We start from the raw sequence: 25020 nt of genomic DNA, 5'->3' as shown, positions 1-25020 counted from the left end.
CCTACTATGGTTCTGGACGCTCGATCGGCACACAGGACACACGATGAGCATCGTACCTACCGTGAATGCCGGTCCGCGACTCGACCGGCTTCCCATCAGCGGCTTTCACAGAAGATTGCTTTGCCTGATTGGCGCGGGCGTGTTCGTGGATGCTTTCGATGTCTACCTCGCTGGTGGCGCGATGGCCAAAATGGTCGACGAGGCATTTTCCACAATCGACGCCAATGCGGGGTTTCTGTCCGCGGGCTTTGCCGGCATGTTGTTCGGCGCCCTGATTGCGGGCCTCGTCGGGGATCGTTTTGGGCGTCGGTATTCGTATCAGTTCAATCTGCTGATATTCGGCCTGGCGTCCCTCGGGGCTGTGTTCGCGCCTTCCATTGAAACGCTGACCGTACTGCGTTTCATGATGGGAATTGGACTGGGCGCCGAGGTCGTGGTGGCGTCGGGTGCGCTACTTGAATTCATTCCGCCGTCGCATCGCGGGCGATCGATGGCATTGCTCGCGATCATTATCAACAGCGGGTTTCTCGCGTCGACGGTGGTCGGCTATTTCGTGATCCCGGCGTTCGGCTGGCGCTGGATGTTCGCCATTGCGGGGCTGGGCGCGCTGGCCGTCTGGGTGGCCCGAAAGGGCATGCCGGAGTCGCCGCGCTGGCTCGAATCCGTGGGGCGCAAGGAAGAGGCCGAGCAGGCGCTCGCTGCCATCGAGGCCACAGTGCAAAAGGAGCGCGGGGCGCTGCCGCCGGTCGCAGGCGTCGAACGGGCATCGCCCGCGCGAGTGCCCGTTTCGGCACTGTTCGCGTCTACCCTGCTGCCCCGCACGATACTGGGGGCGCTGATTGCCATCTCGACGCTTGCCGCGGTCTTCAACTTCATCTTGTGGCTGCCGACCTTCATGGTCAAGGAAGGGCTTTCCGTCGTCGAATCGCTGGGATTTTCAATGGCGATATCGTTGGGTGCGCCCCTGGGCGGCGTTGTCGCGTTCTGGATTGCCGACCGCGTGCCCCGAAAGCAGTCGCTTGTGGCGACGAGCGTCTCGATCGTCGTACTAGGCACGATATATCCGACACTCGAGAGCAATGCGGTCATTCTGATCGTCGGATTTGCGCTCGTGACCGCCATTTATGCGTTGGTCGCGTTGGGTGTCTACACCTACGTGCCGGAACTGTTTCCGACCGCCATCAGGCTTCGTGGCACGGGTTTTTGCAGCCTGTGCGGAAGGGCCGCGTCGATCGCGATGCCATTCGCGGCAGTGGTGGCCTACCGCAACGCGGGATTGACCGGCGTTCTGATGATCGTATGCGGACTGCTGGTTCTCCTGATCGGGGCCGTGCTCGTGGTGAATGTGGAGACCCTGTCGCGTCCGCTAGAGGATATCGGCGGGGCTGGCGACGCGATTGGCAGCGATGCCGCGCCAAAGCCCGACCATTAAGTCCCGGGCCAGCCGGCCCGGTATAAGCACCACTCGAACTCGAAGCGACCCATACGCGTTATCGACGGCGGAATATCGCGTATCGGAAACGCCATCGCTTTGATGGAGTTGGCGTTTGCTTCGAGGTCTGGATCAGGGCGTTTTTCTGCTCATCGTCGAGCTTCATGAGCGCTCCTGAGAAAACGGGCGTACCCGCAGCCTAGTTATGCTGGAACAGCGCGAGGCGGCCGCTCTTGTAGAGGTCGCGCACCTTGCTTGCCAGGGTTGCGTGGGGTGTCTTCTGGCATTCGCCGACGACGGCGGCCACCGGCGTTCCGACATCCACGACCGTCGTCACGGTCTCGCTCACGCCGAGCTTGTCGACGCCCGAGACCCAGTAGACGAGCGCCGGCTTGTAGGCGTCGTCCACGGCGAGGAAGTCGGAGCAGGTCATCTTTGCGGGCGAAACGGCCGGGCCGGGTTGAGTGGTGTCCGCGAGCGCGAGTGGGGAAACACAGAGGCCGGCAACAATGGCGGTAACGAGGGCAGCAGCGGTAAGGCGTTTCATTTCAGTTCTCCTGAAAGTCGGTGAGTGGAACAGGGAATGGAAGCAACGGAACCTTGCGGGTGCGTTGTGGGTTCTTATCGTAAAGACCCAGAGTTAGCTGAGAATGATGTCGTCACGCCCAGCCAGATCGTGTGGGCAGTTGACGATTCGCATTGCTAACTTTGCGCTAAATGTGCGGATCTACGAGGCGGTGCGTCGTGTTGGTTTCAACAGCCGCGGGGTGGGGAGGTCAACGGCGCGAGCGACTCGAAGATCGTCTCTACGAGTGGGGAGAGGGGGAGGCGGTGGCGCGCTCCCCGGAATTTGACAAACAGCGAGCTGCAAATTCGAGCCCGGCGTGCCAGGCGCCCAACATTCGTTGAGGGGCGATCTGACCGGGCATGCTTCGCCGCGTAGGTCAGGGCGCCGAGGCCGGAGCCGGCGCAGCGGGCTTCTCAATGGCGTTGGCGGTCGATGCGGCGGCAGGCGCCTGCGCCGCAGCGCCCGACGCAGCCAGTGGAGCAGCCGCTCCCGAAGCTGCAGCCGGCGCCGCGGCGCTCGATTCACCCGGATCCTCGTAATTCGGCAGGCCGTTATTGTCGCCCGCCCCGCCCGTATCGCCCGGATCCTCATAATTCGGCAGTCCGTTCGAATTCCCCGAGCTACCCGACTGCCCCGGATCGCCATAGTTCGGCAGCGCCTGGTTGCCCGATTGCGAGCCGCGCAGCAGCGATTCGCGCTGCTGCCGGTAGGCGTCGCGCACGAACGAGTACTTGTCGAGGGCCGCCTGCGAAAGCAGGTCGGTCGCGCCCAGCAGGTCCGCGCGCGCGCTGACGAACTGCGCGACGTACAGCGGATTGCGCACGGCGGGCTCGATGTAGTTGAGCACGTTGAACTTCACGTCCACACCCATGCCGATGCCGTCGCGCACCGAGCTGGGCCCGAACAGCGGCAGCACGAGATACGGGCCCGCCGGAACGCCATAGCGCCCGAGCGTGAGGCCGAAGTCCTGGTGATGCTTGGGCAGGCCCGCAGGCGTCGCGAAGTCGATCAGGCCGCCTATGCCGAACGTCGTGTTCATGGCGAGGCGCATGAGGTCTTCGGTGGCGTCGGTGATCTTCAGCTGCAGCAGGTCGTTGGCGAAGTTGCTCACGTCGCCCAGGTTCGAGAAGAAGTTGGTGATCGCCTGGCGCAGCGGCTGCGGCGTCACCTTCTGGTAACCCTTGGCGATCGGCTGCGCGACCGTGGTGTCGAGCACGTCGTTGAACTTGAAGATCGCGCGGTTCGCCGGTTCGAACGGATCCTCTGGCTTGCGGTTGGGGCCCGTGGCGCAGCCCGACGTCACGAGGATCGTCAGGCTCGCCGCCGCCATGGTGAGCGCGGCTTGTTTTTTGTTCATCGGTCGATCCCCTGGAGTTGCGTTCTTGTGCGTTTTGTCACGCGCGGCTTGCCCATCAGCACCGGCTGGAAGACCACGGCGCCAATCAGCGTACAGAAGAGAGACAGCGCGAGCAGCTTGCCCATGCTCGAGGTGCCCGGATGGTGCGAAAGCCACAGGCTTCCGAACGCGGTGGCCGTGGTGGCGGCGGAAAACAGCACCGCGTGCGTGAGGCTCGAATGGAGCAGGCCCGTCTGGCCCGAGCGCCATGCCATCACGAAATAGATTTTGAACGCGACGCCCACGCCCAGCATCAGGGGAAGCGCGATGATGTTCGCGAAATTGAGCTGGATGCCGAGCACGACGCACAGTTCGAGCGTCACGAGCGCCGAAACCAGTAGAGGAATCAGCGTGCGCAGCACGTCGCCGAAATGGCGCAGCGTGATCCACAGCAGCACCGTGATGAGCAGCACCGACCACGCCGCTGCCTGCAGGAACGCGAGAATGATGACGTTCGCCGAATGCAGGATGGAGATCGGGCCGCCGATGGCGCCCGGTTCCGCCGCCTTTACCGCGTGCGAGAAGCGCGCGAGCATCTGGTCGTCGTTGGGATCGACGCCCGCGGGCACGCGCGGCGCGACGTCCACGAGCGCCTGGCCCGTCGGCGCCACCCAGTCGCGCACCATTTCGGGCGGCAGCGTCTCGCGCGTGACCGGCGAGGGCTGCAAGAGACGCGCGAGCTGCGCGAGCGCGAGCTTGAGCGGCAGGCTGAAGGCCTTTTCGGCGCGATCGCGCGTGGCGGCGTCGGCGTTCGCGAGCTTCGTGAGCGCGGCCGAGAGATGCTGCGCTTCGGCGGCGCCCGGACCCGGATGATCGCCGGCGGCCAGCGCCAGCTGGTTTGCCGCGCGCTTGAGCGTGTCCACCCGCACCGCGTCGGTGGCGGGCGCAGCCGGCTGCTGCGTGAGCGCAGGCAGCAATTGCTGCGCCGCACTCGAAATCAGCATCAGCTTTTGCTGCTGGTCGTCGGGGATCAGCGAGCTGAGCGTGGTGGCGCGCCCCACTTCCGGCAGCTTCGAGAGCTTCGCGGCGATCTTGTCCGCGGCGTCGAGCGACGGCGCGAGCACGCTCACGTCGTTGATCGAGATCACCGGCGAATCCTTCAGCGCAATCAGCGTCGCCATCGACTCGGTGTGCGGGTCCTTCAGGTGCAGCGGATTGAAGTCGAAACGCAGATGCAGGAGCAGCGGCGTGGCGCCCACCACCACCACGAGCGTGCTGATGAGCACCGGCTTGCGATGATCGGCCAGCCACTTGTCCACGGGCGCGAGGAACGCGAAACCGGGCGAGGCCTTCTCGCCGTGCGGCTTGAACACGCTGATGAGCGCGGGCAGCACCGTCATGTTCGCGAAGTACGCGACGAACATGCCCACGCCCGCGATCTGGCCGAGCTCGGAGAGGCCCTTGTAGGCCGTGGGCAGGAAGGAAAAGAAGCTCTCGGCCACGGCGATGGCAGCCAGCGTGAGCGGCACGCCGATCACGCGCGCCGTCTTGAGGAGCGCCGCGTCGAGCCGTTCGTCCTGGTAGCGCTCCTCGCGGTACTTCACGCCGAACTGCACGCCGAAGTCCACCCCGAGGCCCACGAACAGCACCATGAACGCGACCGAGAGCATGTTGAGCGAGCCGACCATCATGAGGCCGAGCGCGGCCGTAATGACGAGGCCGATCACGAGCGTGACGAGCACGGCGCCGATCAGCTTGCCCGAGCGCAGCGCGAGCCAGAGGATCACGAGCACGACGACGGCCGTGATCGCGCCGTTGAACGCGGCGCCGTCTTCCACCGAGGCGAATTCGTCGTCGGCGAGCGGCTGCTCGCCGGTCAGGCGCACGCGGGCGCCGTACTCGCTGTCGAGGTGCAGCGAGGCGGCGGTGTTGCGGATCGCCTGGGAGGCGCTCGCGGCGGCCTTCAGCGCCGCGAAGTTGAGCACCGGCTGCACTGTGACGAACGCGAACGCGGGTTTCTTCGCCGCGTCCTTGTCGACGAGCGCGCGCCACGAGAACGCGGCCGGCTTGCCGGCCAGCACCTCGTCGACCGTGTCGGCGGCGGTGCCGAGCAGGTGCGCCATGTCGGGCAGTTTCACCTGACCGATCGTGAGCGGCAGCAGCAGCGTGGTCGTGAGCGTGCCGGCAAGGCCGGTCAGGCTCGGGTCCTTGGCCAACTGGTTGACGAGCGGGCGCGCCTGCACGAGCTGGCCCGTGGTCGAGAGCACCGAGGCCGTGGAGGGGAATAGCAGGCCGTTGTGCTCGAAGAACGGGCCGCCCGCGGGCTGCGAGATCTCGCTGAATTCGCGCGGATCTTGCCTGAGCGCGTCGGCGAGCTTGTCGGCGGCGGCGTCGGCGAGTTCGGGCGCGTCGGCTTCGACCACCACGAGCAGCGACTGGCCGCGCTGCGGGAAGGCTTTGTCGATGGCGTCGCCGAGCGCGGACCATTGCGCGTCGTTCTCGACGAGCCCGCTGACATCCGTATTGATCTTGAAATGTTTGACGACGTACACGCCGCTAAGCGCGGCCAGTACGAGCGCGAGTGCGATGACCCACGCCGCGCGGCGCACTGACCAGGCGACGAGGTGGATGATGAATGGCTTCAGCATACAGGCGAGGGGGCCCTGTCCATGACGGTTTTTCTGGCGAAGCGCGTCAGTATACCGGCCTCTCCCTTCCCGGCGCGCCTTGTACACACAAGGCGGGCAGGCAAAGCCGTTATACTGGGTCCGCCGGGTCGCCACTCGCCGCGTCCCGGCGCTTGAATCTTACTGTCCCGATGAGCGTATGAAACGTTATTTCACCGCATTTCTCGCCGCCGCCTTCGTGTCGGGTGCGGCTTATGCCCAGAGTTCGCCGGACAGCATCGTCAAGGATGCCGTGCAAGGCACCGTGAAGGCGATGCAGGCCGACCCGCAGGCGCGCGGCGGCGACATGGGGAAGATCACCCAGGTGGTCGAGACCCATTTTGTGCCGGCCACCGACTTCCAGCGCACCACCCGCATTGCCATCGGCAAGGCCTGGACCACGGCCACGCCGGACCAGCAGCAAAAGCTCTATGAGCAATTCCAGCTCCTGCTCGTGAAGACCTATGCGGCCTCGCTCGCCCAGCTGCGCGATACGGAGGTGACCTTCAAGTTCCTGCCGTCCAATACGGCGGCGGGCGCGAAGGATACGGTCGTGCAGTCGCACGTCATCAGCAACGGCGGCGACGACGCCATCGACTACCGGCTCGAACGCACCGCCACGGGCTGGAAGATCTACGACATCAACATGATGGGCGCCTGGCTGATCCAGGTGTACCAGACGCAGTTCGCCGACCAGATCGCCAAGGGCGGCATCGACGGCCTCATCAAGTTCCTCGTCGATCACAACGCGCGCAGCTGACGCGCCGCAGGGCGGCCGTCGCACGAACCCACGTAACGCGGCCGCCCTTTCTTCAGCCCTTCCTGCGGTTTTCCACCGCGAACTTGATCAGTTCCGCCTGGCCTTCGATATCGAGCTTACGCTTGAGGTTGAGCCGGTGCGTTTCCACTGTACGCACCGAAAGCCCCGCGCGCTGCGCGATCTGCTTGCTCGAAAGCCCCTGTGCGAGCGCGTCGAGAATATCGCGCTCGCGCGGCGTGAGGCGCTCGATGGGCGTTTCCTTCGCCGAGGCCTGGATCATGCGTGCGCCGAGCCCCGCGCTGAACCAGGTCCGCCCGGCGAGCACCGCCTCGATGGCGCGCACGATCTCCATCGACGGCGAATCCTTGAGCACGTAGCCGCTCGCCCCCGCCCGCACCGCCTCCGTCACGTACTCCACGTTGTCGTGCATCGACAGCATCAGCACGCGGATCGCCGGAAAGCGCTCGTGAAAAAGGCCCGCGAGCGCGATGCCGTTCATCCCGGCCATGCCCACGTCCATCAGCACGAGGTCGGGTTCGAGCGCGGCGGCGAGCGCGATGGCTTCGTCGGCGTTGCCCGCCTCGCCCGCGACTTCGAGGCCCGTTACCGCTTCGAGCCGCGCGCGCAGGCCGTCGCGCACGAGCGGGTGGTCGTCGACGAGTAAAAGCCGTGCCGGTTTGGCCGTGTCGTTCATGATGTCTCTTTTCCTGCTGCTGTCGTTCCGGCTGCCGTTGCCGCCGGCCCCGCTGCCGCCGTTGCTGCAACCGGCACCCACGCCGTGAGCACCGTGTGCCCCGGCCGCGAGCTCAAGGTCAGTCGGCCGCCCAGCGACTCCAGCCGCTCGCGCATGTTGCGCAAGCCGAGGCCCGCGCGCGGGTCGGCCTGGGCTTCTTCGACGTTGAAGCCGCGGCCGTTGTCGGCCACGGTCAGCGTGACGCCGCCGCGGGCCAGCTCGAGCGTGAGGGTCGCGCGCGGCGCCTGCGCATGGCGGACGATGTTCGTGAGCGCCTCTTGTGCGATGCGAAAGAGTACCGTGTTCACGGCATCGGGCAAGACGGCGGCGCGCATCGGCAACGGCGACGCGGCCGGGCCGGCCTGACTGAAGTCGATCTGCACGCCCGACTCGGCGCCGAGCTCGCGCGTGAGCTGTTCGAGCGCGGCGGCGAGGCCGAGGTCGTCGAGCATCGCGGGGCGCAGCGCATGCGAAATGCGGCGCACCTCGCGCAGCGTATCGGCAAGCCGCGTAAGGCCTGTGGCGAGCGAGGCTTCGGCGGCCGGCGTGCGCGTTTCGCCGCGCTCGAGGCGCGCGAGCGCCGATTCGAGCAGCAGCTTCACCGAGACCAGCATCTGGCTGATGCCGTCGTGCAGTTCGCGCGAGAGCCGCGCGCGCTCCTCTTCCTGCGACTCGACCACTTGCTGCGCGAGGCGCTTGAGCTTGGCGTCGGTGCTGCGGTGCTCGCTCACGTTGAGCACGAGCGCGCCCAGCGCGATCACGCCCACGCCCGCCAACGCGATCACGCCCAGCCACTTGAGCGTGCGCTCGATGTTGGCGGAGGCGCGCTCGTCGATGCGCGCGAGCGTGGAATCGACGTCGTCGAGATAGATGCCGGTGCCGACCATCCAGCCCCAGCGCTGCAGCGGCACGACGTAGCCGAGCTTGGGCGCGAGCTTGCCGGTGGAGGGCCGTTTCCACAGATAGCGCACGTAGCCGCCGCCGCGCGAGGCCGCGGCGACGAGCTGCTGGATCGTGAGCGCGCCTTGCGGATCGCGCAGGTCCCAGAGGTTGCGGCCCACCAGGCCAGGCTCGCGCGGGTGCATGAGCGAGCGGCCGTGCAGGTCGTAGACGAAGAAATAGCCGTCCGTCCCGAAGTCCATCTTTTGCAGCACGGCCAGCGCCTCGCGCTGACGGGTGGCGATCTCGTCGGGGGTGGCGTCGGCCGGGGTCTCGTACAGCGGCGCGATCGCGCTCGTGGCGAGCTCGACGTAGTGGCGCAGCTCGATTTCCTTGCTCGCGAGATAGGCGGCCTCCATCGTCGCGTGCTGCGTCTGTGCGAGCGCGGTGGCCTGCTGCCGCACGCCGATCCCGATGCCGGCGATGGCGGCGAGAAAGGGCACGACCGCGAGCAGGAAGATCTTCGTTTTGAGGCGGTCGTTGAAGAAAAATGGGGCAGGCATGGCGACGATTGAACGCTGGGTGTGCAAGGATAACCGTGCGCGCGGTGCCGTGGCGGCGCCCGCGCAATCTATCGGGATTGTGGAACGGCGATCATCTCGAACTCAACGATCCGAAGGAGAAATTTCCGATGCCGACCCGCACCCTGCTGGCTGGCCTTGCCGCGACGGCGCTATGGGTGACGGCGTGCGCCAGCGGGCCCGGCGCGCCGGGCGCTTCGAGCGCTTCGAGCGCCGCGCCCGCGCCGATGCAACCGACGCGCCATGCGGTGCCGCTTATCATCGCGCACCGTGGCGGCACCGGCGACGCCCCTGAGAACACGCTGGCCGCGATCCGCACGGCGCTCGCCAACCACGCCGACGCCATCTGGTTGACCGTGCAACTGAGCCGCGACGGCGTGCCGGTGCTGTACCGTCCCGCCGATCTCGCGGCGCTCACCGACGCGAGCGGCCCGGTCGCCGCGAAGACGGCGGCCGAACTCGCGCGCGTGAACGCGGGCTGGCAGTTCAAGACGAAGGACGCCGCGGGCAACGAGGTCTATCCGTGGCGCGCCGCGCCGGTGGGCATTCCGACGCTGGCGGACGCGCTTGCGGCGATTCCCGCCGACGTGCCCGTGATCCTCGACATGAAGGCGCTGCCGGCCGCACCGCAGGCCGCGGCCGTGGCGAAGGTGCTGGACGCAGCGCAAGCGTGGGACCGCGTGCGCCTCTACTCGACCGAGGCGGCCTACCAGCAGGCCTTCGCCGCATGGCCGCAGGCGCGGCAGTTCGAGTCGCGCGATGCGACGCGCGAGCGCCTCGCGACCGTCGCGCTCGCGCAAGCGTGCGAAGCGCCGCCGCCCGCCGGCACGTGGGCCGCCTTCGAATTTCGTCGTCAGGTGGAACTCGTGGAGCGGTTCACGCTGGGCGAGGGCCGCTCCATGGTGAAGGGCGCGACATTGTGGACCCCCGCCGCCGTGCAATGCTTCCGCACGCATGCCGATGTCCACCTCGTTGCCATCGCCGTCAACGATGCCGCCGACTACCAGGCCGCCGCGTGCGCCGGTGTGGATGCGGTGCTCGCCGATTCGCCGCGCCAGATGGTGCCGGTGCGGCAAGCGCTGGCGCGCGGCTATCGCTGTCCATGAGCCGCACTGCCTGCCCTCGATGTCCTACGTAATTCCACGTAGTCCGCTTACGTAGTTGTGCGCTTGTGGCAGGCAGGGCGAAAGCGAATACTACGTGCCCATGGCATGGGCACCTCGACCATGCGCCGCGCCGCATGCCTTCCCGAGGGTTGGGAGGCCGGCGCACCGGGCCCGGTTCCGATAGCCGGGTCTATCTAAAAACATAAATGGAGACGTCATGAGTCGGACATCCCGTTTCGTCGTCTGGACGATCGTCGCGCTACTGGGCGCGTTCTCGTTCGGCACCATCGCGCTCGCGCACGGCGAGCGTATCAGCGCACTGTGGATCGTGATTTGCGCGATCTGCGTCTATCTCATCGCTTACCGCTTCTACAGCCGCTTCATCGCCAGCACCGTGCTGCAGCTCGACGGCCTGCGCATGACGCCGGCCGTGCGCCACAACGACGGGCTCGACTACGTGCCCACCAACAAGTACGTGCTGTTCGGCCACCACTTCGCGGCGATCGCGGGCGCGGGTCCGCTGGTGGGCCCGGTGCTGGCCGCGCAGATGGGCTACATGCCCGGCATGCTGTGGATACTCGCGGGCGTGGTGTTCGCGGGCGCCGTGCAGGACTTCGTGGTGCTGTTCCTCTCCACGCGCCGCGATGGCCGCTCGCTCGGCGACCTCGTGAAGATGGAGCTCGGGCCGATCCCCGGCGTGATCGCGCTCTTCGGCACCTTCCTCATCATGATCATCATCCTCGCGGTGCTCGCGCTGATCGTGGTGAAGGCGCTCACGAACTCGCCGTGGGGCATGTTCACGGTGGCCGCGACGATTCCCATCGCGATCTTCATGGGCCTCTACGTGCGCTTCATCCGCCCGGGCCGCATCGGCGAGATCTCCGTCATCGGCTTCGTGCTGCTGATGGCCTCCATTGCGTTCGGCCAGCACGTGCACGATTCGCCCACGCTAGCCGCGATGTTCACGTTCACGGGCACCCAGCTCACGTGGATCCTGATCGGCTACGGCTTCATCGCTTCGGTGCTGCCGGTGTGGCTCCTGCTTGCGCCGCGCGATTACCTCTCCACGTTCCTGAAAATCGGCACGATCCTCGCACTCGCCATCGGCATCCTGATCGTCGCGCCGGAACTCAAGATGCCCGCGTTCACGAAGTTCATCGACGGCAGCGGTCCGGTCTGGTCGGGCAATCTGTTCCCGTTCCTCTTCATCACGATCGCGTGCGGTTCGGTCTCGGGCTTCCATGCGCTGATCTCCTCGGGCACCACGCCCAAGCTGCTCGACAACGAAACCAACGCGCGCTTCATCGGCTATGGCGCGATGCTGATGGAATCGTTCGTCGCGATCATGGCGCTCGTGGCCGCTTCGGTGATCGAGCCGGGCGTGTACTTCGCGATGAACGCGCCGCTCGCCGTGCTCGGCACGACGCCGGACGCGGTGGCGCATACCGTCGGCCAGTGGGGCTTCGTGCTCACGCCGGACATGCTCACGCAGACCGCGAAGGCCGTGGGCGAAACCACTATCGTGGCGCGCGCGGGCGGTGCCCCGACGCTGGCGGTGGGCATGGCGCAGATCCTGCACCAGGTGGCCGGCGGCGAGGCCATGATGGCCTTCTGGTATCACTTCGCCATCCTGTTCGAAGCGCTCTTCATTCTCACGGCGGTCGATGCCGGCACGCGCGCGGGCCGCTTCATGCTGCAGGACCTGCTGGGCACTTTCCACCCGTCGCTCAAGCGCACCGAGTCGCTGCCCGCGAACCTGATCGCCACCGCGCTGTGCGTGGCGGCCTGGGGCTACTTCCTGTATCAGGGCGTGGTCGATCCGCTCGGCGGCATCAATACACTGTGGCCGCTCTTCGGTATCTCGAACCAGATGCTGGCGGGCATTGCGCTCATGCTCGGCACCGTCGTGCTGTTCAAGATGAAGCGCGAGAAGTTCGCCTGGGTCACGGCCGCGCCCACGCTCTGGCTCTTGATCTGCACGCTCACGGCCGGCTGGCAGAAAATTTTCGACAGCAGCCCGAAGGTGAGCTTCGTCGCGCACGCGCAGAAGCTTTCGGCCGCGCTCGCGGACGGCAAGATCGTGGCGCCCGCGAAGTCGGTCGAGCAGATGCAGCGCATGATCTTCAACGACTACGTGGATGCCGCGCTTTCGGGCCTCTTCATCTTCGTGGTGGTCAGCGTCGTCGTGTACGGGCTGATCGCGATTGCACGCGCGCGCCGGACCGAGCGTCCGACCACCCAGGAAACGCCGTACCAGCCGATGCCGGCCGGCGGCATGGCGAGCCGCGCGGGCGGCGCGCACTGACAAACCGAGGCGAGGCATACCATGTTCTCCGAGCTACGCGACAACGTGCAGACGGCCGGCCGCTATCTGGGCCAGGCCATGCGGCTGATGGTCGGCTTGCCGGACTACGAAGGCTACGTCGCGCACATGCGCGCGACGCATCCGGACCGGCCTGTGATGTCCTACGAGGCATTCTTCCGCGAGCGGCAGAACGCCCGCTACGGCACGGGCGCCGGGAAATGCTGCTGATGCCGGCCTGAAAAAGCCGGCACGCAATTCGCGCACACGAAGGCGCAACGGTTTGACAGCCGTTGCGCCTTTTTTCATGGCCTCGCGCAAGACGGATCCGAACGAATTTGGCTCTCCGCGGGCAGGCTGTTGCTTTGCACAAAAGTTGACATCGGACGCCTCCGGCACGATGCGGGCTTACCCGAATGCAAAAAAGTATCAGTCTGCGGTCCTATTTTCAGTGGCCGGAACGCGCCGGCCTGGGTAATTTTCGAGTCATGACGGGCGCTCGACCGCGACGCGAACCAGAACACCAGAACGCACCAGAACGGACCGCCGCAGGAGGACGACAGATGCAGGCCACACAGGACGCGACGGCCGTGAAGGACGCGCGCCAACCCAGGATAGACCAGCCGGACCTCGAACTGGTCGCCGTGCCGCGCGACGAGTCGTTCAAGGTGTGGTCGCACGGCTATCCGTATCGCACGGTGCGCTGGCACTTCCATCCCGAGTACGAGATCCACCTCATTACGGCCACGACGGGCAAGTATTTCGTGGGCGACCACATCGGCAATTTCGTGCCCGGCAATCTGGTGATGGTCGGACCCAACCTGCCGCACAACTGGGTGAGCAGCGTGCCGCAGGGCGAGCGCGTGGAGGAGCGCTGTCTTGTCCTGCAGTTCGACGCGGGTTTCATCGCGCGCACGATCGAGGCATTTCCCGAGTTCCGGCGCGTGGAAGCCCTGCTCGATGCGTCGCGCTCGGGCCTGCTGTTCCCGCCGAGAACGGGCGCCGTGGCCGAACCGGTCATGCGCGAGATGCTGGGCGCGCAGGGCTTGCGCCGCATCGCGCTATTCATGGTGCTGCTCGATCTGCTCGTGCGCAGCGCGGAGCCCGTGAAGCTCGCGAGCGAGGCATACCGCGCCGATCCCACGCGCTACGCAGGCACGCGCATCAATCACGTGCTGACCTTCATCGGCAAGAACCTTTCGCAAGAGCTGCGCGAGACGGAACTGGCCGAGCTGGCGGGGCAAAGCGCGAGCGCCTTTTCCCGCTATTTCCGCCGGCACACGGGCGTGCCCTTCGTGCAGTACGTGAACCGCCTGCGCATCAATCTGGCGTGCCAGCTGCTACTTTCAGGTGAACTGAGCATTACCGAAATCTGCTATCAGGTGGGCTTCAGCAACCTCTCGAATTTCAACCGCCAGTTCCTGCTGCTCAAGGGCATGTCCCCTTCGCGCTGGCGAGCCTGGCAGCAACTCAACGCGGCCAGCGCGGCCGAAGCGGTCGAGGCACCCGCGGCGCCCGACCCGTCGGAGGCCCACGCGCCGGGCTAGCGCATTCCGTTCCGGCTGTGCGTCAGCGGCGAGCCTCGCTCACCGCTGAGGGGCAGCTTTTACCCGCGTCTCCACGCTGAAAGCCGGCGAGGAGCGTACCGAAGGCCGCAGCGACGGCAGCAACGATGGCATGACCGCATCGACATTGACCCATAACGGAGACACCCGATGACCCGACTCTCGACCCCCCTGATCGGCGCCGCCTTACTGGCCCTCGCGCTGACGGGCACGACCGCGGCCGTGGCCGCGCCCAGCGGCACCGTCGCCTTTCTGATGCCCGACCACGCCTCGACTCGCTACGAGCAGCACGACTTCCCCGGCTTCAAGGCGGAGATGGCCAAACTTTGCGCCGGCTGCAAGGTGCTTTACCAGAACGCCAACGCCGACGCTTCGATGCAGCAGCAGCAGTTCAATTCGGTGATCGCGCAGGGCGCGAAGGTGATCGTGCTCGATCCCGTCGATTCGACCGCCGCCGCTTCGCTCGTCCACATTGCGCAAAGCCAGGGCATCAAGGTCATCGCCTACGACCGGCCCGTGCCCTCCACGCCGGCTGACTACTACGTCTCGTTCGACAACGAGGAGATCGGCAAGTCCATCGCCCAGTCGCTCGTGCAGCACCTGAAGGACAGCGGCGTCGCCACCGGCAAGGGCGGTGTGCTCGAAGTCAACGGCTCGCCCACCGATGCGGCCGCGGGGCTCATCAAGAAGGGCATTCACGAAGGGCTGGACGGCAGCGGCTACAAGACGCTTGCCGAGTACGACACGCCCGAGTGGGCGCCGCCCAAGGCCCAGCAATGGGTGAGCGGACAGATCACGCGCTTCGGTACGCAGATCGTCGGCGTGGTGGCGGCCAACGACGGCACGGCGGGCGGCACCATCGCCGCCTTCAAGGCCGCCGGCGTCAATCCGGTGCCGCCCGTCACGGGTAACGACGCGACGCTCGCGGGGCTGCAGCTCATCATCGCGGGCGACCAGTACAACACCATTCTCAAGCCGAGCGAGATCGTGGCCGGTGCGGCGGCGAAGGTGGCCGTGGCGTTCCTCTCGGGCGAGAAGCCCAAGGGCGAGATTGCGCTCTTCAACACGCCCACGCAGCTCTTCAAGCCCGCCGTGATCACCGCGAAGAACATCAAGTCGGAAGTGGTGGACAAGGGCTTCGCGAACGCGAAGGACCTGTGCACGGGCCGCTATGCCGACGGCTGCAAGACGCTCGGTATCGCAAACTGATCAGGTATGCAGAGGAATGGGGTCCGGTCTAAATCGGCCGGACTCCTCTGGAAGCAGACAGCAGGTGATTCCCATGACTGAAAACTCCCCATCCCGCGCGGCACCCGGCGAGCTGGTACTGAGCCTGCGCGGCATCTCGAAGCACTTCGGGGCGGTTTCGGCCCTCACCGATATCGAGCTCGACGTGCGCGCGGGCGAAGTGGTCGCGCTCGTCGGCGACAACGGCGCCGGCAAATCGACGCTCGTGAAGATACTCGCCGGCGTCCACCAGCCGAGCGCGGGCACGATCACGTTTCGCGGCAAAGAGGTCACGCTCTCCGACCCGGCCACGGCGCTCGACCTCGGCATCGCGACCGTGTTCCAGGACCTCGCGCTGTGCGAGAACCTCGACGTGGTCGCGAACATCTTCCTCGGCCGCGAACTGAGCCCGCTGCGGCTCGACGAGGTTCAGATGGAAGTGCGCGCGTGGACGCTCCTCAACGAATTGTCGGCGCGCATTCCCAACGTGCGCGACGTGGTCGCCTCGCTCTCGGGCGGGCAGCGCCAGACCGTGGCGATCGCGCGCTCGCTGCTGCTCGACCCCAGGCTCATCATGCTCGACGAGCCCACGGCGGCGCTGGGCGTGGCGCAGACCGCCGAAGTGCTGAACCTGATCGAGCGCGTGCGCGACCGCGGCCACGCGGTGATCATGATCAGCCACAACATGGAGGACGTGCGCGCCGTGGCGGACCGCATCGTGGTGTTGCGCCTCGGCCGCAACAACGGCGTCTTCTATCCCGATTCCTCCAATGCCGAGCTGGTGGCCGCGATCACCGGCGCGACCGAGAATGCCGTCTCGCGCCGCGCGGGCCGGCGCCAGGCGCAACAGGACGTTCAATGAAAGGGGCGATCATGAGCAAGGAAACACATGGGGCCTCTACCGGGGCAACAGGGACCGCGGGGACCGCAGGGGCGACCACCCGGACTACCGCAGGCGCCACGTCGCCGTCCCCGCTGCTCGACCGCAGCGACGTTCGCGTGAAGCATGCCGCCGGCGTGGGCGAAAGCCTCTCCGCTTTCGTGGACAAGATCCGTTCGGGCGATCTGGGTTCGCTGCCTGTCATCGTGGGCCTCGTCATCATCTGGACCGTGTTCACGAGCCTGAACCCGGTCTTTCTCTCCGCCGACAACCTCGTGAACCTGCTGTTCGACTGCTCGACGGTGGGGGTCATTTCGCTCGGCATCGTCTGCGTGCTGCTGGTGGGCGAGATCGACCTCTCGGTGGGCTCGATGAGCGGCTTTGCCTCGGCGCTCGTGGGTACGCTCTGGGTCAACGAAGGCTGGCCCGTGCTGCTTGCCATCGCCGCCGCCATCGTGGTGGGCGGGGCGATCGGCGCGCTGTATGCGCTGCTGCTGAACCGGCTCGGCATGCCGAGCTTCGTCTCCACGCTGGCGGGGCTGCTCGCCATCCTCGGCCTGCAGCTCTATGTGCTCGGCAGCGAAGGCTCGATCAATCTGCCCTACGGTTCGACAGTGGTAAATTTCGGACAACTGATGATCATTCCCGCCGTCGTTTCGCATCTGCTCGCGCTGCTGCCGGGTCTCGCGATCGTGCTGATCGGTTTGCGCACCCGCGAACGCCGCAAGGCGGCCCGCCTTTCGGCACCTTCGGCGAGTCTCCTGCTCGCGCGCGGCGTGATCATCACCGTGGTGCTCGAACTGGTGGTGAGCTACCTCGACCGCGGGCGCGGCGTGCCGCTGATGTTCGGCGTCTTCCTCGGCCTCGCGATCGCCATGGACTATGCGCTCACGCGCACCCGCTGGGGCCGCTCGATGAACGCCGTGGGCGGCAACCGCGAAGCCGCGCGCCGCGCCGGTATCAACGTGCGCCGCATCTATACGAGCGCCTTCGTGCTGTGCGCGGGCTTTGCCGCGTTGGGTGGCGTGCTTACGGCGGCGCGCCTCGCTTCGGCCAGCCAGCAGGCCGGCACCGGCGACGTGAACCTGAACGCCATCGCGGCGGCCGTGATCGGCGGCACGAGTCTCTTTGGCGGACGCGGCAGCGCGTGGTCGGCGGTGCTCGGGATCATCGTGATCCAGTCGATCGCAAGCGGCCTCACGCTGCTGAACCTCTCGTCGTCGCTGCGCTTCATGATCACCGGCGCCGTGCTGGCCATCGCCGTGATCGTCGATTCGCTGGCGCGGCGCTCGCGCGTCACGCACGGCCGCGCATAAATCCAAGCATCGATCCAAGCATTCTGGAGAGTCGTTCATGTCTGAATCCATGAAGGGAAAGGTGGCCGCCATCACGGGTGCGGCTTCGGGTATCGGTCTCGAATGCGCGCGCACGCTCGTCGCGCACGGCGCGAAGGTCGTGCTGATCGACCGCGCTAAAGCGCGGCTCGAAGCCTGCCGCGCCGAACTGGGGCCCAACGCGTTCGCACTGGAAGTCGATCTGCTGCGGCCCGCGGAGGTGTCCGGCATGCTGCCGAAGATTCTTCAACTGGCCGGCGGACTCGATATCTTCCACGCCAACGCGGGCGCCTATATCGGCGGCGACGTGGTGGAGGGCAATCCCGACGAGTGGGACCGCATGCTGAACCTCAACATCAACGCGGCGTTTCGCTCCGTGCATGCGGTGCTGCCGCACATGGTCGCGCAGAAGTCGGGCGACATCGTCTTCACGAGCTCGATTGCGGGCCTCGTGCCGGTGGTGTGGGAGCCCATCTACACGGCCTCCAAGTTCGCCGTGCAGGCCTTCGTGCACACCACGCGGCGCCAGGTGGCGAAACACGGCGTGCGGGTGGGGGCCGTCGCGCCGGGGCCGGTCGTGACGGCGCTGCTGGACGACTGGCCGAAGGCCAAGATGGAGGAGGCGCTGGCCTCGGGCAGCCTGATGCAGCCGAAGGAAGTGGCCGATGCGGTACTCTTCATGCTCACGCGGCCGCGCAACGTGACCATACGCGATCTGGTGATCCTGCCTAACAGCGTCGATCTCTGAGCGCCCGAGCGTCTCTTTGTTTGCCGCCGACGCTTCACCTCTTACAAGCAATCTGCGATGAGCACTGACAATTTCACTGCCGGCGCGGCACCGGGCACGCGCTACGTGATCGGCGTGGACGTGGGCACGGGCAGTGCCCGCGCCGGCATCTTCGATCCCTCGGGCCGCATGGTCGCTTCGGCGAAACACGACATCACGGTGTTTCATTCGAGCGGCGCCATCGTCGAGCAGTCGAGCCGCGAGATCTGGAGCGCCGTGTGCCGCGCGGTGAAGGACGCGCTGGCTCTGGGCGCGATTTCGCCCGACGCGGTGGCCGGTATCAGCTTCGACGCCACCTGCTCGCTGGTCGTGCTGGGCGAGGGCGGGCGCTCCTTGCCCGTGGGACCCACGGAGCAGGACGAGCGCGACATCATCGTGTGGATGGATCACCGCGCGCTCGGCCAGGCGCAACGGATCAACGAAACGGGGCACGCGGTGCTGCGGTTCGTGGGCGGCACGATCTCGCCGGAAATGGAAACGCCCAAGCTGCTCTGGCTGCTGGAGAACCGGCCCGACGTGTTCGAAGCGGCCTGGCAGTTCTTCGATCTCACCGATTTCCTGACCTGGCGCGCGAGTGGCGATCTGGCGCGCTCCACCTGCACCGTCACCTGCAAATGGACCTACCTCGCGCATGAGCGACGCTGGGACGAGAGTTACTTCCGCGCCGTGGGCCTTGGCGTGCTGGCCGACGAAGGCTTTGCGCGTATCGGGCAGCAGGTGGTGGAGCCCGGCACGCCGCTGGGCCGAGGCCTGACCGCCGAGGCCGCCGCCGAGCTCGGCCTGCGCGCGGGCACGCCGGTTGCCGCGGGCGTGATCGATGCGCACGCAGGCGGCATCGGCACGGTGGGCGCCGACGGTGCGCCCGAATCCTGCCTCGCGTACGTGTTCGGCACCTCTTCATGCACGATGACGACCACGCGCGAACCGGTTTTCGTGCCCGGCGTGTGGGGGCCGTATTACTCGGCGATGGTGCCGCACGCGTGGCTCAACGAAGGCGGCCAGTCGGTGGCGGGCGCGGCCATCGAACGGCTGCTCTCGATGCATCCGCTTACCCCCGAGGCGCAGGAGCGCGCCACGCAGGGCGGGCAATCGCTGCCTTCCATGCTGGCGGGCCTCGCCGTGCAGGCTGCCGTCGAGCTCTCCGATGCCGTGAAGCTGACGCAAGGCCTGCACGTCGTGCCGGAGTTTCTCGGCAACCGCGCGCCCTTCGCCGATCCGCACGCGCGCGCCGTGATTGCGGGGCTGGGCATGGAGGCGGATCTCGACAGCCTGGTCGCGCTGTATGTTGCCGGCATTTGCAGCATCGGCTATGGGCTGCGCCAGATCGTCGAAGCGCAGGCGGCGGCGGGTGCGCCCATCGAGCGCGTGGTGATCAGCGGCGGAGCGGGGCGGCTCGCGCTCGTGCGGCAACTGCTCGCCGATGCGACGGGCAAGCCCGTGCTCGTGACCGAGGCCGAAGAGCCCGTGCTGCTGGGCGCCGCGATGCTGGGCGGCGTGGCGGCCGGCCTCTTCGACGACGTGCGCACGGCGATGGCGAAGATGTCGCGCATCGCCCGGGTTCACGAACCGGCGACAGGCGAGATCGCGGCGCTGCACGACGCGCGCTACGACGCGTTCAGGCAGTTGCAGGGCGTGGCGCGCGCGATCCGCTAATGCTGCATCTCTCGTTGAAGATCAGTGATCCTAAGTGATCATCATTGACCCGCAGTGAGCTTCAGTGACCCAAACCGCTCGCGGCGATCTGCTGCTCGACGTACTGCGCGAATAACGCGTGCAGATGCGTCGTGGGGTGCAGGTCGTCGGCGAACATATAGGTCTGGTCCGCGTTGGACGAAACATAGGTGGCTGGCGAGCAGAGCAGCGAGGTGTCGTCGGGGGTTTTCGACGGATCGCAGGCCTGGCCCGTGTTCGACACGGTAAAGCCGTTCGCCTGGAAGTTCGCGACCGTCTGCGTGACCCACGTGTACGCGTCGACCTGAATCACCTTGCCTTGCAGACCGTTCGATTGCAGGGCGGCATTCAGCGTCGAGTTGAAGAGCTGCGAGAGCTGGGTCAGGTTCGCGCCGCCGTCGGAGGCGGCAAGGCCCTTGGGCGACAAACCGATGTTCGGGACGTTGACCACCACCACGTGCGTCGCGCCGCCCTGGACAATCTGCCCGATGACCTGCGCGAGCGTGGTGGCCGCCGCCTGTATGGTCGATGTGGCGGCGGGCGGTGTGCCGGCGCGCAGCACGTCGTTGGCGCCGGCCCAGACCAGCACGAGCTGACCGGAGTTGAAGCTGCCGTACGTACCCAGATAGCTCGAAACCTGCTGGTTGACGGGCATTTCGACATTGCCGATCACATCGGTCAGGAAGTCGTACTGGGTGGCGGGCGTGGCGACCGTCGATCCGCCCTCGGCGTAGCCGAGGCCCCCTTGCGCACTGAGCTTGTGATCGAAGCCGATCGTGAAGGCGGCGTTGAGCGTGTTCCCGTAGTACTGCGCAACATCCTGGGTCCACACCTGGCCGGGATTGGTGGTGAAGCGGCCGCCGCCCACCGCGCTCGCGATCGGCGCATAGGTGCCGACGTCCGAGAGGCTGTCCCCGAAGGAGACGACCTGCAGACTGACGCCGCCCGGCGGCGTGCCCGAACTGCTGCTGCTTCCGCTATTGCCGCCGCCCCCGCCGCCGCAGGCGGCAATCAGGGCGAACAGGACGGTAGAAATTGCAATTCGCACCGCATTGTTGATTCTTTGCATGGCGCCTCCTCACCGCTCTGGGCGGTTACGCCCGCCGCGCGCGGGTGGCGCGGCGGGCTCATGGCGAGGAGGTGAGCAAAAAGGATGCGCGGGGTTCTGGCGGCCGCCCTAATAGATGATCTGGCTATGCAGATCGCGCTGCACCTGGAGCGCCATCGTCCTGAGCTCCGCATAGTCGTTGGGCTGCAACAGCACGCCGGGCACCACGATCAAGAGATCCCGCGTGACGGTGATTTCCCGCCCACTGGCGGTGTAGCGGGACCGATAGGTGCCGAACTTCGAGGCGATATCCAGCGGTTTGGGCAGATGGGTGACGTCCACGCCTTCGGGCAGCGTAAGCACCGTGGTCTCGACCAGATGGTGGCTGGGGAAGGGCATGGCGAAATCGCGCGTCTGCGCGCCGAATGCCACGAACGTGTCGGTGATATTGCTGAGCCCGCCGAGGCCGCGGGGCACCTGCATGGCACCCGGCCCCGGCAGTTGCGCGTAGTCCGGCACCTGGAATTCGGTGCGGTACACGAATGGCTGGGTCAGGTCGTGAACGTCGCCGTGATGGAAGTCACCCGTGCCGTTCTGGCCGCTCAGCACCAGAATGCGGCTCGCGAATTGTGGCTCGATGCCGGGTTGCAGCCTGGCGAACATTTCCCGGATCAGCCACTCGAGCGCGCCCGTGCTTTCCACCTGGCCGGTGCCGGTCATGTTGCCGTTGCTGTCCAGCGTCATGTGCTGCGTGGTGGTCACGCGGGTGCTCTCCGGATCGCCGGCGGGCAGCGTGACGACCTGCGCCGTGCCGTTCTCTGCGTCCATGAGCAAGGCTGGCTTGCCGAGCTCGCTGTCGGGCAGGCTGCCGAAGCGGGCGAGACTCGCCGTCGAGTCCACGTAGAGCTTGAAGTCGGGCAGGTAGGTGATGACGTGGTTGAACACCGCGAGCGGCGTTGCGACCTGCGGCAGCCAATACGACGAGTTCGCGTTCACGAGCACCGGACTGCTGCGAATGCCCTTGGCGGCCAGCAGTGCCTGAAGCAGCGTCACATGGTCCTTGCAGTCGCCGTATTCGTTTTTCAGGATCGCGTCCGCGTCGTGCGGCACGACGCCGCCAAAGCCGAAATAGATCGCTACATAGCGGATATGGGTGCTCACCCAGTTGTACAGCAGAGCCGCTTGCGCCTTGGGATCGGACACGCCGTGGGTCAGTTCGTCGGCCTTGGCCTGGATGGCCGGCGTGACGGCCGCTTTCAGCGCGGCGCGCTGCTGATAGGCCGCGCCGACGGCGGCAAAGCTCGGGAACGTGGTGACGGTCACGCGCGGGCTCACGTCCGCCGTGCTGACCGATCCCAGTTCCGGCGGGTGGGCTGGCGTGTTGCCAAGCGTCCAGCGCCAGGTCTGTTTGCCGGTGTCGTCGTCGGCGATCTTGCCGCCCGCCATATCGACGGCATCCGCGTAAAGCTTCAGTGTGGCGGGCGCGTGGATCGTCACGCTCACGGATTCGAAGGCGTGCGAGTTCCTGAAGTACTCGGTGGTGGAAAATTGCCCAGGGAAAAGCGGGGTCCGCTCGGTCCAGCGCGTGCGCAGCGTGATCGTCGCGCCTGTTTCAACGGCGGGAAACACCACGGTTTTGACGCGGCCGTCGTCGAACATCGGAGCGATCGCGCTCTCGCGGCTCTGCTGTTCGAGAATCCGGTCGGGGGGAACGTCGATGCGCTTGCCGTCGCTCGTGGTCGTATAGGCTTCTTCGACGACGAGGTCCTGCATCGTCTTGCTGTAGTGCAACGGAATCTGGCTCAACTGACTGACGCCCTGGTCCGTATTCAGGCGGATGGTTTCCGTCTCGACCTTGGTATTCGTGCCGTCGGCATTGACGTCGTAGACGATATCGTCGGAAAGCACGGTGGTGTTGGGTTGAAACGGGGCAGCGTGGACGTAATTGCAGGCAATCGCCATTGCGCATACGGCCCATATTCCCCTGATCGGTTTATTCATATTCTTGTTGATCTTGTTTGGCGATTTTCGAGGCCGGCTTTTCGGTGGAGATAATCAACCGAGCCGGGCTCGACTTTATCTCAACGAATTTTCAGGTGCAACAAATGCGAAATGGCTAATCCCGATTTCGCAATTGAAAGATTATGAGTGGCGCTCGTTTGCTTTTTGCAGGGTATTGGAAAGAGGGTGAAATGCACCGCCATTCGTCCTATCTGGTTTAGCGGTCGAAGCATTTGAATGCCCGTTTCGAATCCATAGCGCTATAGCGCCGCCGGACTGCCTGGTTCCCGGCACAAGCTCGCAACGCGCTCCGCTTGCGGCCTGAAACCCATCGCCTCGTAAATCGCTCCTGCGTGATACGCCTCGTCGGCCACCATGACCAGCCGGTTCGAAAGTCCTTCGGTCAGCCTGATCACTTCCGTCACCAGTGTCTTGCACACCTTCTGGTTTCGATGGCGCTCCGAGGTGATAACCCATTGGAAGCGCCCAATGCCGTCGAGAAAGAACAGCCCCAGGCTGCCCACCTGTTCGTCGCCGATAAACGCACCCCACCAGTCGCCCAGGCCGCGGTCGATCAGTTGCCGATACACCGCCTTTCGATTCGCCATGAAACGCTGTGAGCGGATGTCGTCGGGGTCGGGCATGTCGGCCAGCTGCATCCGGGACCAGTCGTCCCAATCCTGCTGCGATTCGAACCGGCGAACTTCCACGTCAGGATTGATCGCCACCGGGCGCAGCGCGCGCGGATGCGCGGCGAGCACTCGGCACACCGTCAAATCGTAGCCTTGCTGTACGAATGCTTCGACGTCCACCGCGCCCTCCGCGCTCTCGGGCCACGTAAACGCCCGATGCGCGATGCGCGGCGGCGCTCCCACAAGGCGGGCGAAATCGCCCTCCAGCCGTTCGAGCTCGCCAACCGCCGGTCGTCGCGGGAGCACGAGCAGGTTGCCGAAGAAGTAGTCGGGTGCGTCCGGGGTTCGCACCACGAGGTAGTCGTCGTGCGCTTCGACGATCGCGCTCTCCCTATGAAACGAGAGGTCCGTGGCAAGTCCCAGATTATCGTCATGCACGTTCATTGATCGTTTTCCTCGTCTTCATGCAGATGCGCATTCTTCAAGTCCTCGATAAAAGCCTGCACGATCGGGCTGCGCCGGTTGCGCTTCTGCGTGACCATGTGGAACGTCACCTCGTAGCTGAGCGCCTTCGGGTTGAGCGCGACGAGCAGCCCGCGCCGCACGTGCGGCGCCGCGAACTGCTGGGGCAGGTAGCCCAGATGATGCCCGGAGAGAATCAGGAGCGATACGGCTTCCATGTTGTCGGCCTGCGCGGTGACCTTGTTCGGCGTGGTGGAGTGCTGCGCCTCGGGCGTGGGGTAGGTGCGCCACACCCATTCGTGATCCGCGACTTCGCCCGGGTCGAGCTGCCCGGCCCGCTCGAATAGCGGATGCCCGCGCCCGCAATACGCAATCTGCCGCTCGATGAAGAGCGGCGTGTATTCGAGCGTCGGCACGCGGTGCCAGAAGTACCCCACGGCGATCTGAATGTCCCCGTTCAGCAACTGCTCCTCCAGTTCCCCCGGCGACTTCACGGAGAGCGAAAATCGCACCGCCTCGTCGCGCTGCCGGAACGAAGCGATCGCCTCGCTCACGCGCGCGTTCTGGCTGGTCGGCGTATGCCCGATCAGGCCGATGCTGAGCGTGCCCACGAGCTTCCGGTCCAGGTGCCGCGCCTTGAGCGTGAATTCCTCGGCGGCCGCCAGCAGCGCCGTAGCCAGTTCGTAGAGCCGCTCGCCCTTTTCGGTCAGCCGGAAGCCGCTGCGGCCCCGCTCGCACAGCCGGTAGCCCAGCCGCGTCTCCAGCGTGGAAAGCTGCGCGCTGATCGTGGGCTGGCTCACGTTCAGCGTGGTTTGCGCGACGCTCACGCCCCCGGCGTCGGCGACGGCAACGAAAACGCGGATCAGCCGCAGGTCGAGGTCGGTCAGGCTGCCGAGCATGGGTTCTCCGTGGGGGAAATCGTCGATACATAACGATGTATCTATGTGAACAGCGGCACAATCGTTATTTATCTTCGATTTTTGAGCGCATACAACTGCAGCTGTGGCCGATACGAATGATACGGCACAGTGAATGAAAGCAGGAGCGCCA

Annotated in this window: 20 protein-coding genes; 11 read left to right on the top strand and 9 right to left on the bottom strand. The window is 66.0% G+C overall.

Annotated elements, in window-relative coordinates:
* Window positions 1–43 precede the first annotated feature (43 nt).
* Entirely contained in the window at window positions 44–1432 is a 1389-nt protein-coding gene (locus U5760_RS10845) for an MFS transporter (RefSeq protein WP_322011646.1), read from the top strand.
* A gap of 199 nt (window positions 1433–1631) precedes the next feature.
* On the opposite strand, the gene U5760_RS10840 is transcribed toward U5760_RS10845, so the two are convergent.
* From U5760_RS10840 to U5760_RS10830, 3 genes are all read right to left on the bottom strand, one after another.
* A complete protein-coding gene (locus tag U5760_RS10840) occupies window positions 1632–1979 on the bottom strand; it encodes an HdeA/HdeB family chaperone (RefSeq protein ID WP_322011645.1) in 348 nt (115 codons plus the stop codon).
* 397 nt (window positions 1980–2376) lie between these two features.
* A complete protein-coding gene (locus U5760_RS10835) occupies window positions 2377–3357 on the bottom strand; it encodes a VacJ family lipoprotein (RefSeq protein ID WP_322011644.1) in 981 nt (326 codons plus the stop codon).
* Entirely contained in the window at window positions 3354–5984 is a 2631-nt protein-coding gene (locus tag U5760_RS10830) for an MMPL family transporter (RefSeq protein ID WP_322011643.1), read from the bottom strand. Before U5760_RS10830 ends, U5760_RS10835 begins: the two co-directional genes overlap by 4 nt.
* 178 nt (window positions 5985–6162) lie before the next feature.
* On the opposite strand from U5760_RS10830, the gene U5760_RS10825 reads away from it, so the two are divergent.
* Window positions 6163–6762, top strand: coding sequence for an ABC transporter substrate-binding protein (locus U5760_RS10825; protein WP_322011641.1), 600 nt, complete (start codon window positions 6163–6165; stop codon window positions 6760–6762).
* A gap of 52 nt (window positions 6763–6814) precedes the next feature.
* Here U5760_RS10825 and U5760_RS10820 read toward each other — a convergent pair whose 3' ends face one another.
* Window positions 6815–7456, bottom strand: a complete 642-nt coding sequence (locus tag U5760_RS10820) for a response regulator transcription factor (protein ID WP_322011639.1) — start codon at window positions 7454–7456, stop codon at window positions 6815–6817.
* A complete protein-coding gene (locus U5760_RS10815) occupies window positions 7453–8937 on the bottom strand; it encodes a cache domain-containing protein (RefSeq protein WP_322011637.1) in 1485 nt (494 codons plus the stop codon). Before U5760_RS10815 ends, U5760_RS10820 begins: the two co-directional genes overlap by 4 nt.
* Before the next feature lie 128 nt (window positions 8938–9065).
* Here U5760_RS10815 and U5760_RS10810 point away from each other — a divergent pair, with 128 nt between their 5' ends.
* From U5760_RS10810 to U5760_RS10770, 9 genes are all read left to right on the top strand, one after another.
* The gene (locus U5760_RS10810; RefSeq protein ID WP_322011635.1) at window positions 9066–10061 is read left to right on the top strand and encodes a glycerophosphodiester phosphodiesterase family protein; all 996 of its coding nucleotides are present in this window, start codon (window positions 9066–9068) and stop codon (window positions 10059–10061) included.
* Between the two features lie 217 nt (window positions 10062–10278).
* On the top strand, window positions 10279–12366 hold the full coding sequence (locus U5760_RS10805) for a carbon starvation CstA family protein (RefSeq protein ID WP_322011634.1): 2088 nt from the start codon (window positions 10279–10281) through the stop codon (window positions 12364–12366).
* Between the two features lie 21 nt (window positions 12367–12387).
* Window positions 12388–12594, top strand: a complete 207-nt coding sequence (locus U5760_RS10800) for a YbdD/YjiX family protein (RefSeq protein WP_322011633.1) — start codon at window positions 12388–12390, stop codon at window positions 12592–12594.
* 332 nt (window positions 12595–12926) lie between these two features.
* Complete coding sequence (locus tag U5760_RS10795; RefSeq protein WP_322011632.1) at window positions 12927–13910, top strand: AraC family transcriptional regulator; 984 nt, start codon at window positions 12927–12929, stop codon at window positions 13908–13910.
* A gap of 168 nt (window positions 13911–14078) precedes the next feature.
* Complete coding sequence (locus U5760_RS10790) at window positions 14079–15137, top strand: sugar ABC transporter substrate-binding protein (RefSeq protein ID WP_322011631.1); 1059 nt, start codon at window positions 14079–14081, stop codon at window positions 15135–15137.
* A 73-nt stretch (window positions 15138–15210) separates the two neighbouring features.
* The gene (locus U5760_RS10785; RefSeq protein WP_322011630.1) at window positions 15211–16017 is read left to right on the top strand and encodes an ATP-binding cassette domain-containing protein; all 807 of its coding nucleotides are present in this window, start codon (window positions 15211–15213) and stop codon (window positions 16015–16017) included.
* A 137-nt stretch (window positions 16018–16154) separates the two neighbouring features.
* The gene (locus U5760_RS10780) at window positions 16155–17351 is read left to right on the top strand and encodes an ABC transporter permease subunit (RefSeq protein WP_322011628.1); all 1197 of its coding nucleotides are present in this window, start codon (window positions 16155–16157) and stop codon (window positions 17349–17351) included.
* A gap of 37 nt (window positions 17352–17388) precedes the next feature.
* Window positions 17389–18117 carry an SDR family oxidoreductase gene (locus U5760_RS10775; RefSeq protein WP_322011626.1) on the top strand — a complete coding sequence of 243 codons (729 nt, stop codon included), beginning with the start codon at window positions 17389–17391 and terminating at the stop codon, window positions 18115–18117.
* 57 nt (window positions 18118–18174) lie between these two features.
* On the top strand, window positions 18175–19809 hold the full coding sequence (locus tag U5760_RS10770) for an FGGY-family carbohydrate kinase (RefSeq protein ID WP_322011625.1): 1635 nt from the start codon (window positions 18175–18177) through the stop codon (window positions 19807–19809).
* Between the two features lie 61 nt (window positions 19810–19870).
* On the opposite strand, the gene U5760_RS10765 is transcribed toward U5760_RS10770, so the two are convergent.
* The 4 genes from U5760_RS10765 to U5760_RS10750 all read right to left on the bottom strand — a co-directional run bounded on the left by U5760_RS10765 (window position 19871) and on the right by U5760_RS10750 (window position 24869).
* Entirely contained in the window at window positions 19871–20896 is a 1026-nt protein-coding gene (locus U5760_RS10765; RefSeq protein ID WP_322011623.1) for an SGNH/GDSL hydrolase family protein, read from the bottom strand.
* A 108-nt stretch (window positions 20897–21004) separates the two neighbouring features.
* On the bottom strand, window positions 21005–22783 hold the full coding sequence (locus U5760_RS10760) for a DUF3857 domain-containing transglutaminase family protein (protein WP_322011621.1): 1779 nt from the start codon (window positions 22781–22783) through the stop codon (window positions 21005–21007).
* Window positions 22784–23136: 353 nt separating this feature from the next.
* Window positions 23137–23952, bottom strand: a complete 816-nt coding sequence (locus tag U5760_RS10755; protein ID WP_322011620.1) for a GNAT family N-acetyltransferase — start codon at window positions 23950–23952, stop codon at window positions 23137–23139.
* Window positions 23949–24869 (bottom strand): LysR family transcriptional regulator, encoded by a 921-nt coding sequence (locus tag U5760_RS10750; RefSeq protein ID WP_322011618.1) that lies wholly within the window; start codon window positions 24867–24869, stop codon window positions 23949–23951. The genes U5760_RS10755 and U5760_RS10750 overlap by 4 nt, the downstream gene beginning before the upstream one ends.
* Window positions 24870–25020: the final 151 nt, after the last annotated feature.

It is taken from the genome of Paraburkholderia sp. J12 (genome assembly GCF_905220215.1).
Lineage (GTDB): Bacteria > Pseudomonadota > Gammaproteobacteria > Burkholderiales > Burkholderiaceae > Paraburkholderia.
This window is presented reverse-complemented; position numbering and strand designations above follow the sequence as displayed.

Excerpts from the sequence above, each read along its gene's own strand:
- U5760_RS10845 (WP_322011646.1), top strand. The coding sequence starts at position 44 with ATGAGCATCGTACCTACCGTGAATGCCGGTCCGCGACTCGACCGGCTT.
- U5760_RS10840 (WP_322011645.1), bottom strand. The coding sequence starts at position 1,979 with ATGAAACGCCTTACCGCTGCTGCCCTCGTTACCGCCATTGTTGCCGGC.
- U5760_RS10835 (WP_322011644.1), bottom strand. The coding sequence starts at position 3,357 with ATGAACAAAAAACAAGCCGCGCTCACCATGGCGGCGGCGAGCCTGACG.
- U5760_RS10830 (WP_322011643.1), bottom strand. The coding sequence starts at position 5,984 with ATGCTGAAGCCATTCATCATCCACCTCGTCGCCTGGTCAGTGCGCCGC.
- U5760_RS10825 (WP_322011641.1), top strand. The coding sequence starts at position 6,163 with ATGAAACGTTATTTCACCGCATTTCTCGCCGCCGCCTTCGTGTCGGGT.
- U5760_RS10820 (WP_322011639.1), bottom strand. The coding sequence starts at position 7,456 with ATGAACGACACGGCCAAACCGGCACGGCTTTTACTCGTCGACGACCAC.
- U5760_RS10815 (WP_322011637.1), bottom strand. The coding sequence starts at position 8,937 with ATGCCTGCCCCATTTTTCTTCAACGACCGCCTCAAAACGAAGATCTTC.
- U5760_RS10810 (WP_322011635.1), top strand. The coding sequence starts at position 9,066 with ATGCCGACCCGCACCCTGCTGGCTGGCCTTGCCGCGACGGCGCTATGG.
- U5760_RS10805 (WP_322011634.1), top strand. The coding sequence starts at position 10,279 with ATGAGTCGGACATCCCGTTTCGTCGTCTGGACGATCGTCGCGCTACTG.
- U5760_RS10800 (WP_322011633.1), top strand. The coding sequence starts at position 12,388 with ATGTTCTCCGAGCTACGCGACAACGTGCAGACGGCCGGCCGCTATCTG.
- U5760_RS10795 (WP_322011632.1), top strand. The coding sequence starts at position 12,927 with ATGCAGGCCACACAGGACGCGACGGCCGTGAAGGACGCGCGCCAACCC.
- U5760_RS10790 (WP_322011631.1), top strand. The coding sequence starts at position 14,079 with ATGACCCGACTCTCGACCCCCCTGATCGGCGCCGCCTTACTGGCCCTC.
- U5760_RS10785 (WP_322011630.1), top strand. The coding sequence starts at position 15,211 with ATGACTGAAAACTCCCCATCCCGCGCGGCACCCGGCGAGCTGGTACTG.
- U5760_RS10775 (WP_322011626.1), top strand. The coding sequence starts at position 17,389 with ATGTCTGAATCCATGAAGGGAAAGGTGGCCGCCATCACGGGTGCGGCT.
- U5760_RS10770 (WP_322011625.1), top strand. The coding sequence starts at position 18,175 with ATGAGCACTGACAATTTCACTGCCGGCGCGGCACCGGGCACGCGCTAC.
- U5760_RS10765 (WP_322011623.1), bottom strand. The coding sequence starts at position 20,896 with ATGCAAAGAATCAACAATGCGGTGCGAATTGCAATTTCTACCGTCCTG.
- U5760_RS10755 (WP_322011620.1), bottom strand. The coding sequence starts at position 23,952 with ATGAACGTGCATGACGATAATCTGGGACTTGCCACGGACCTCTCGTTT.
- U5760_RS10750 (WP_322011618.1), bottom strand. The coding sequence starts at position 24,869 with ATGCTCGGCAGCCTGACCGACCTCGACCTGCGGCTGATCCGCGTTTTC.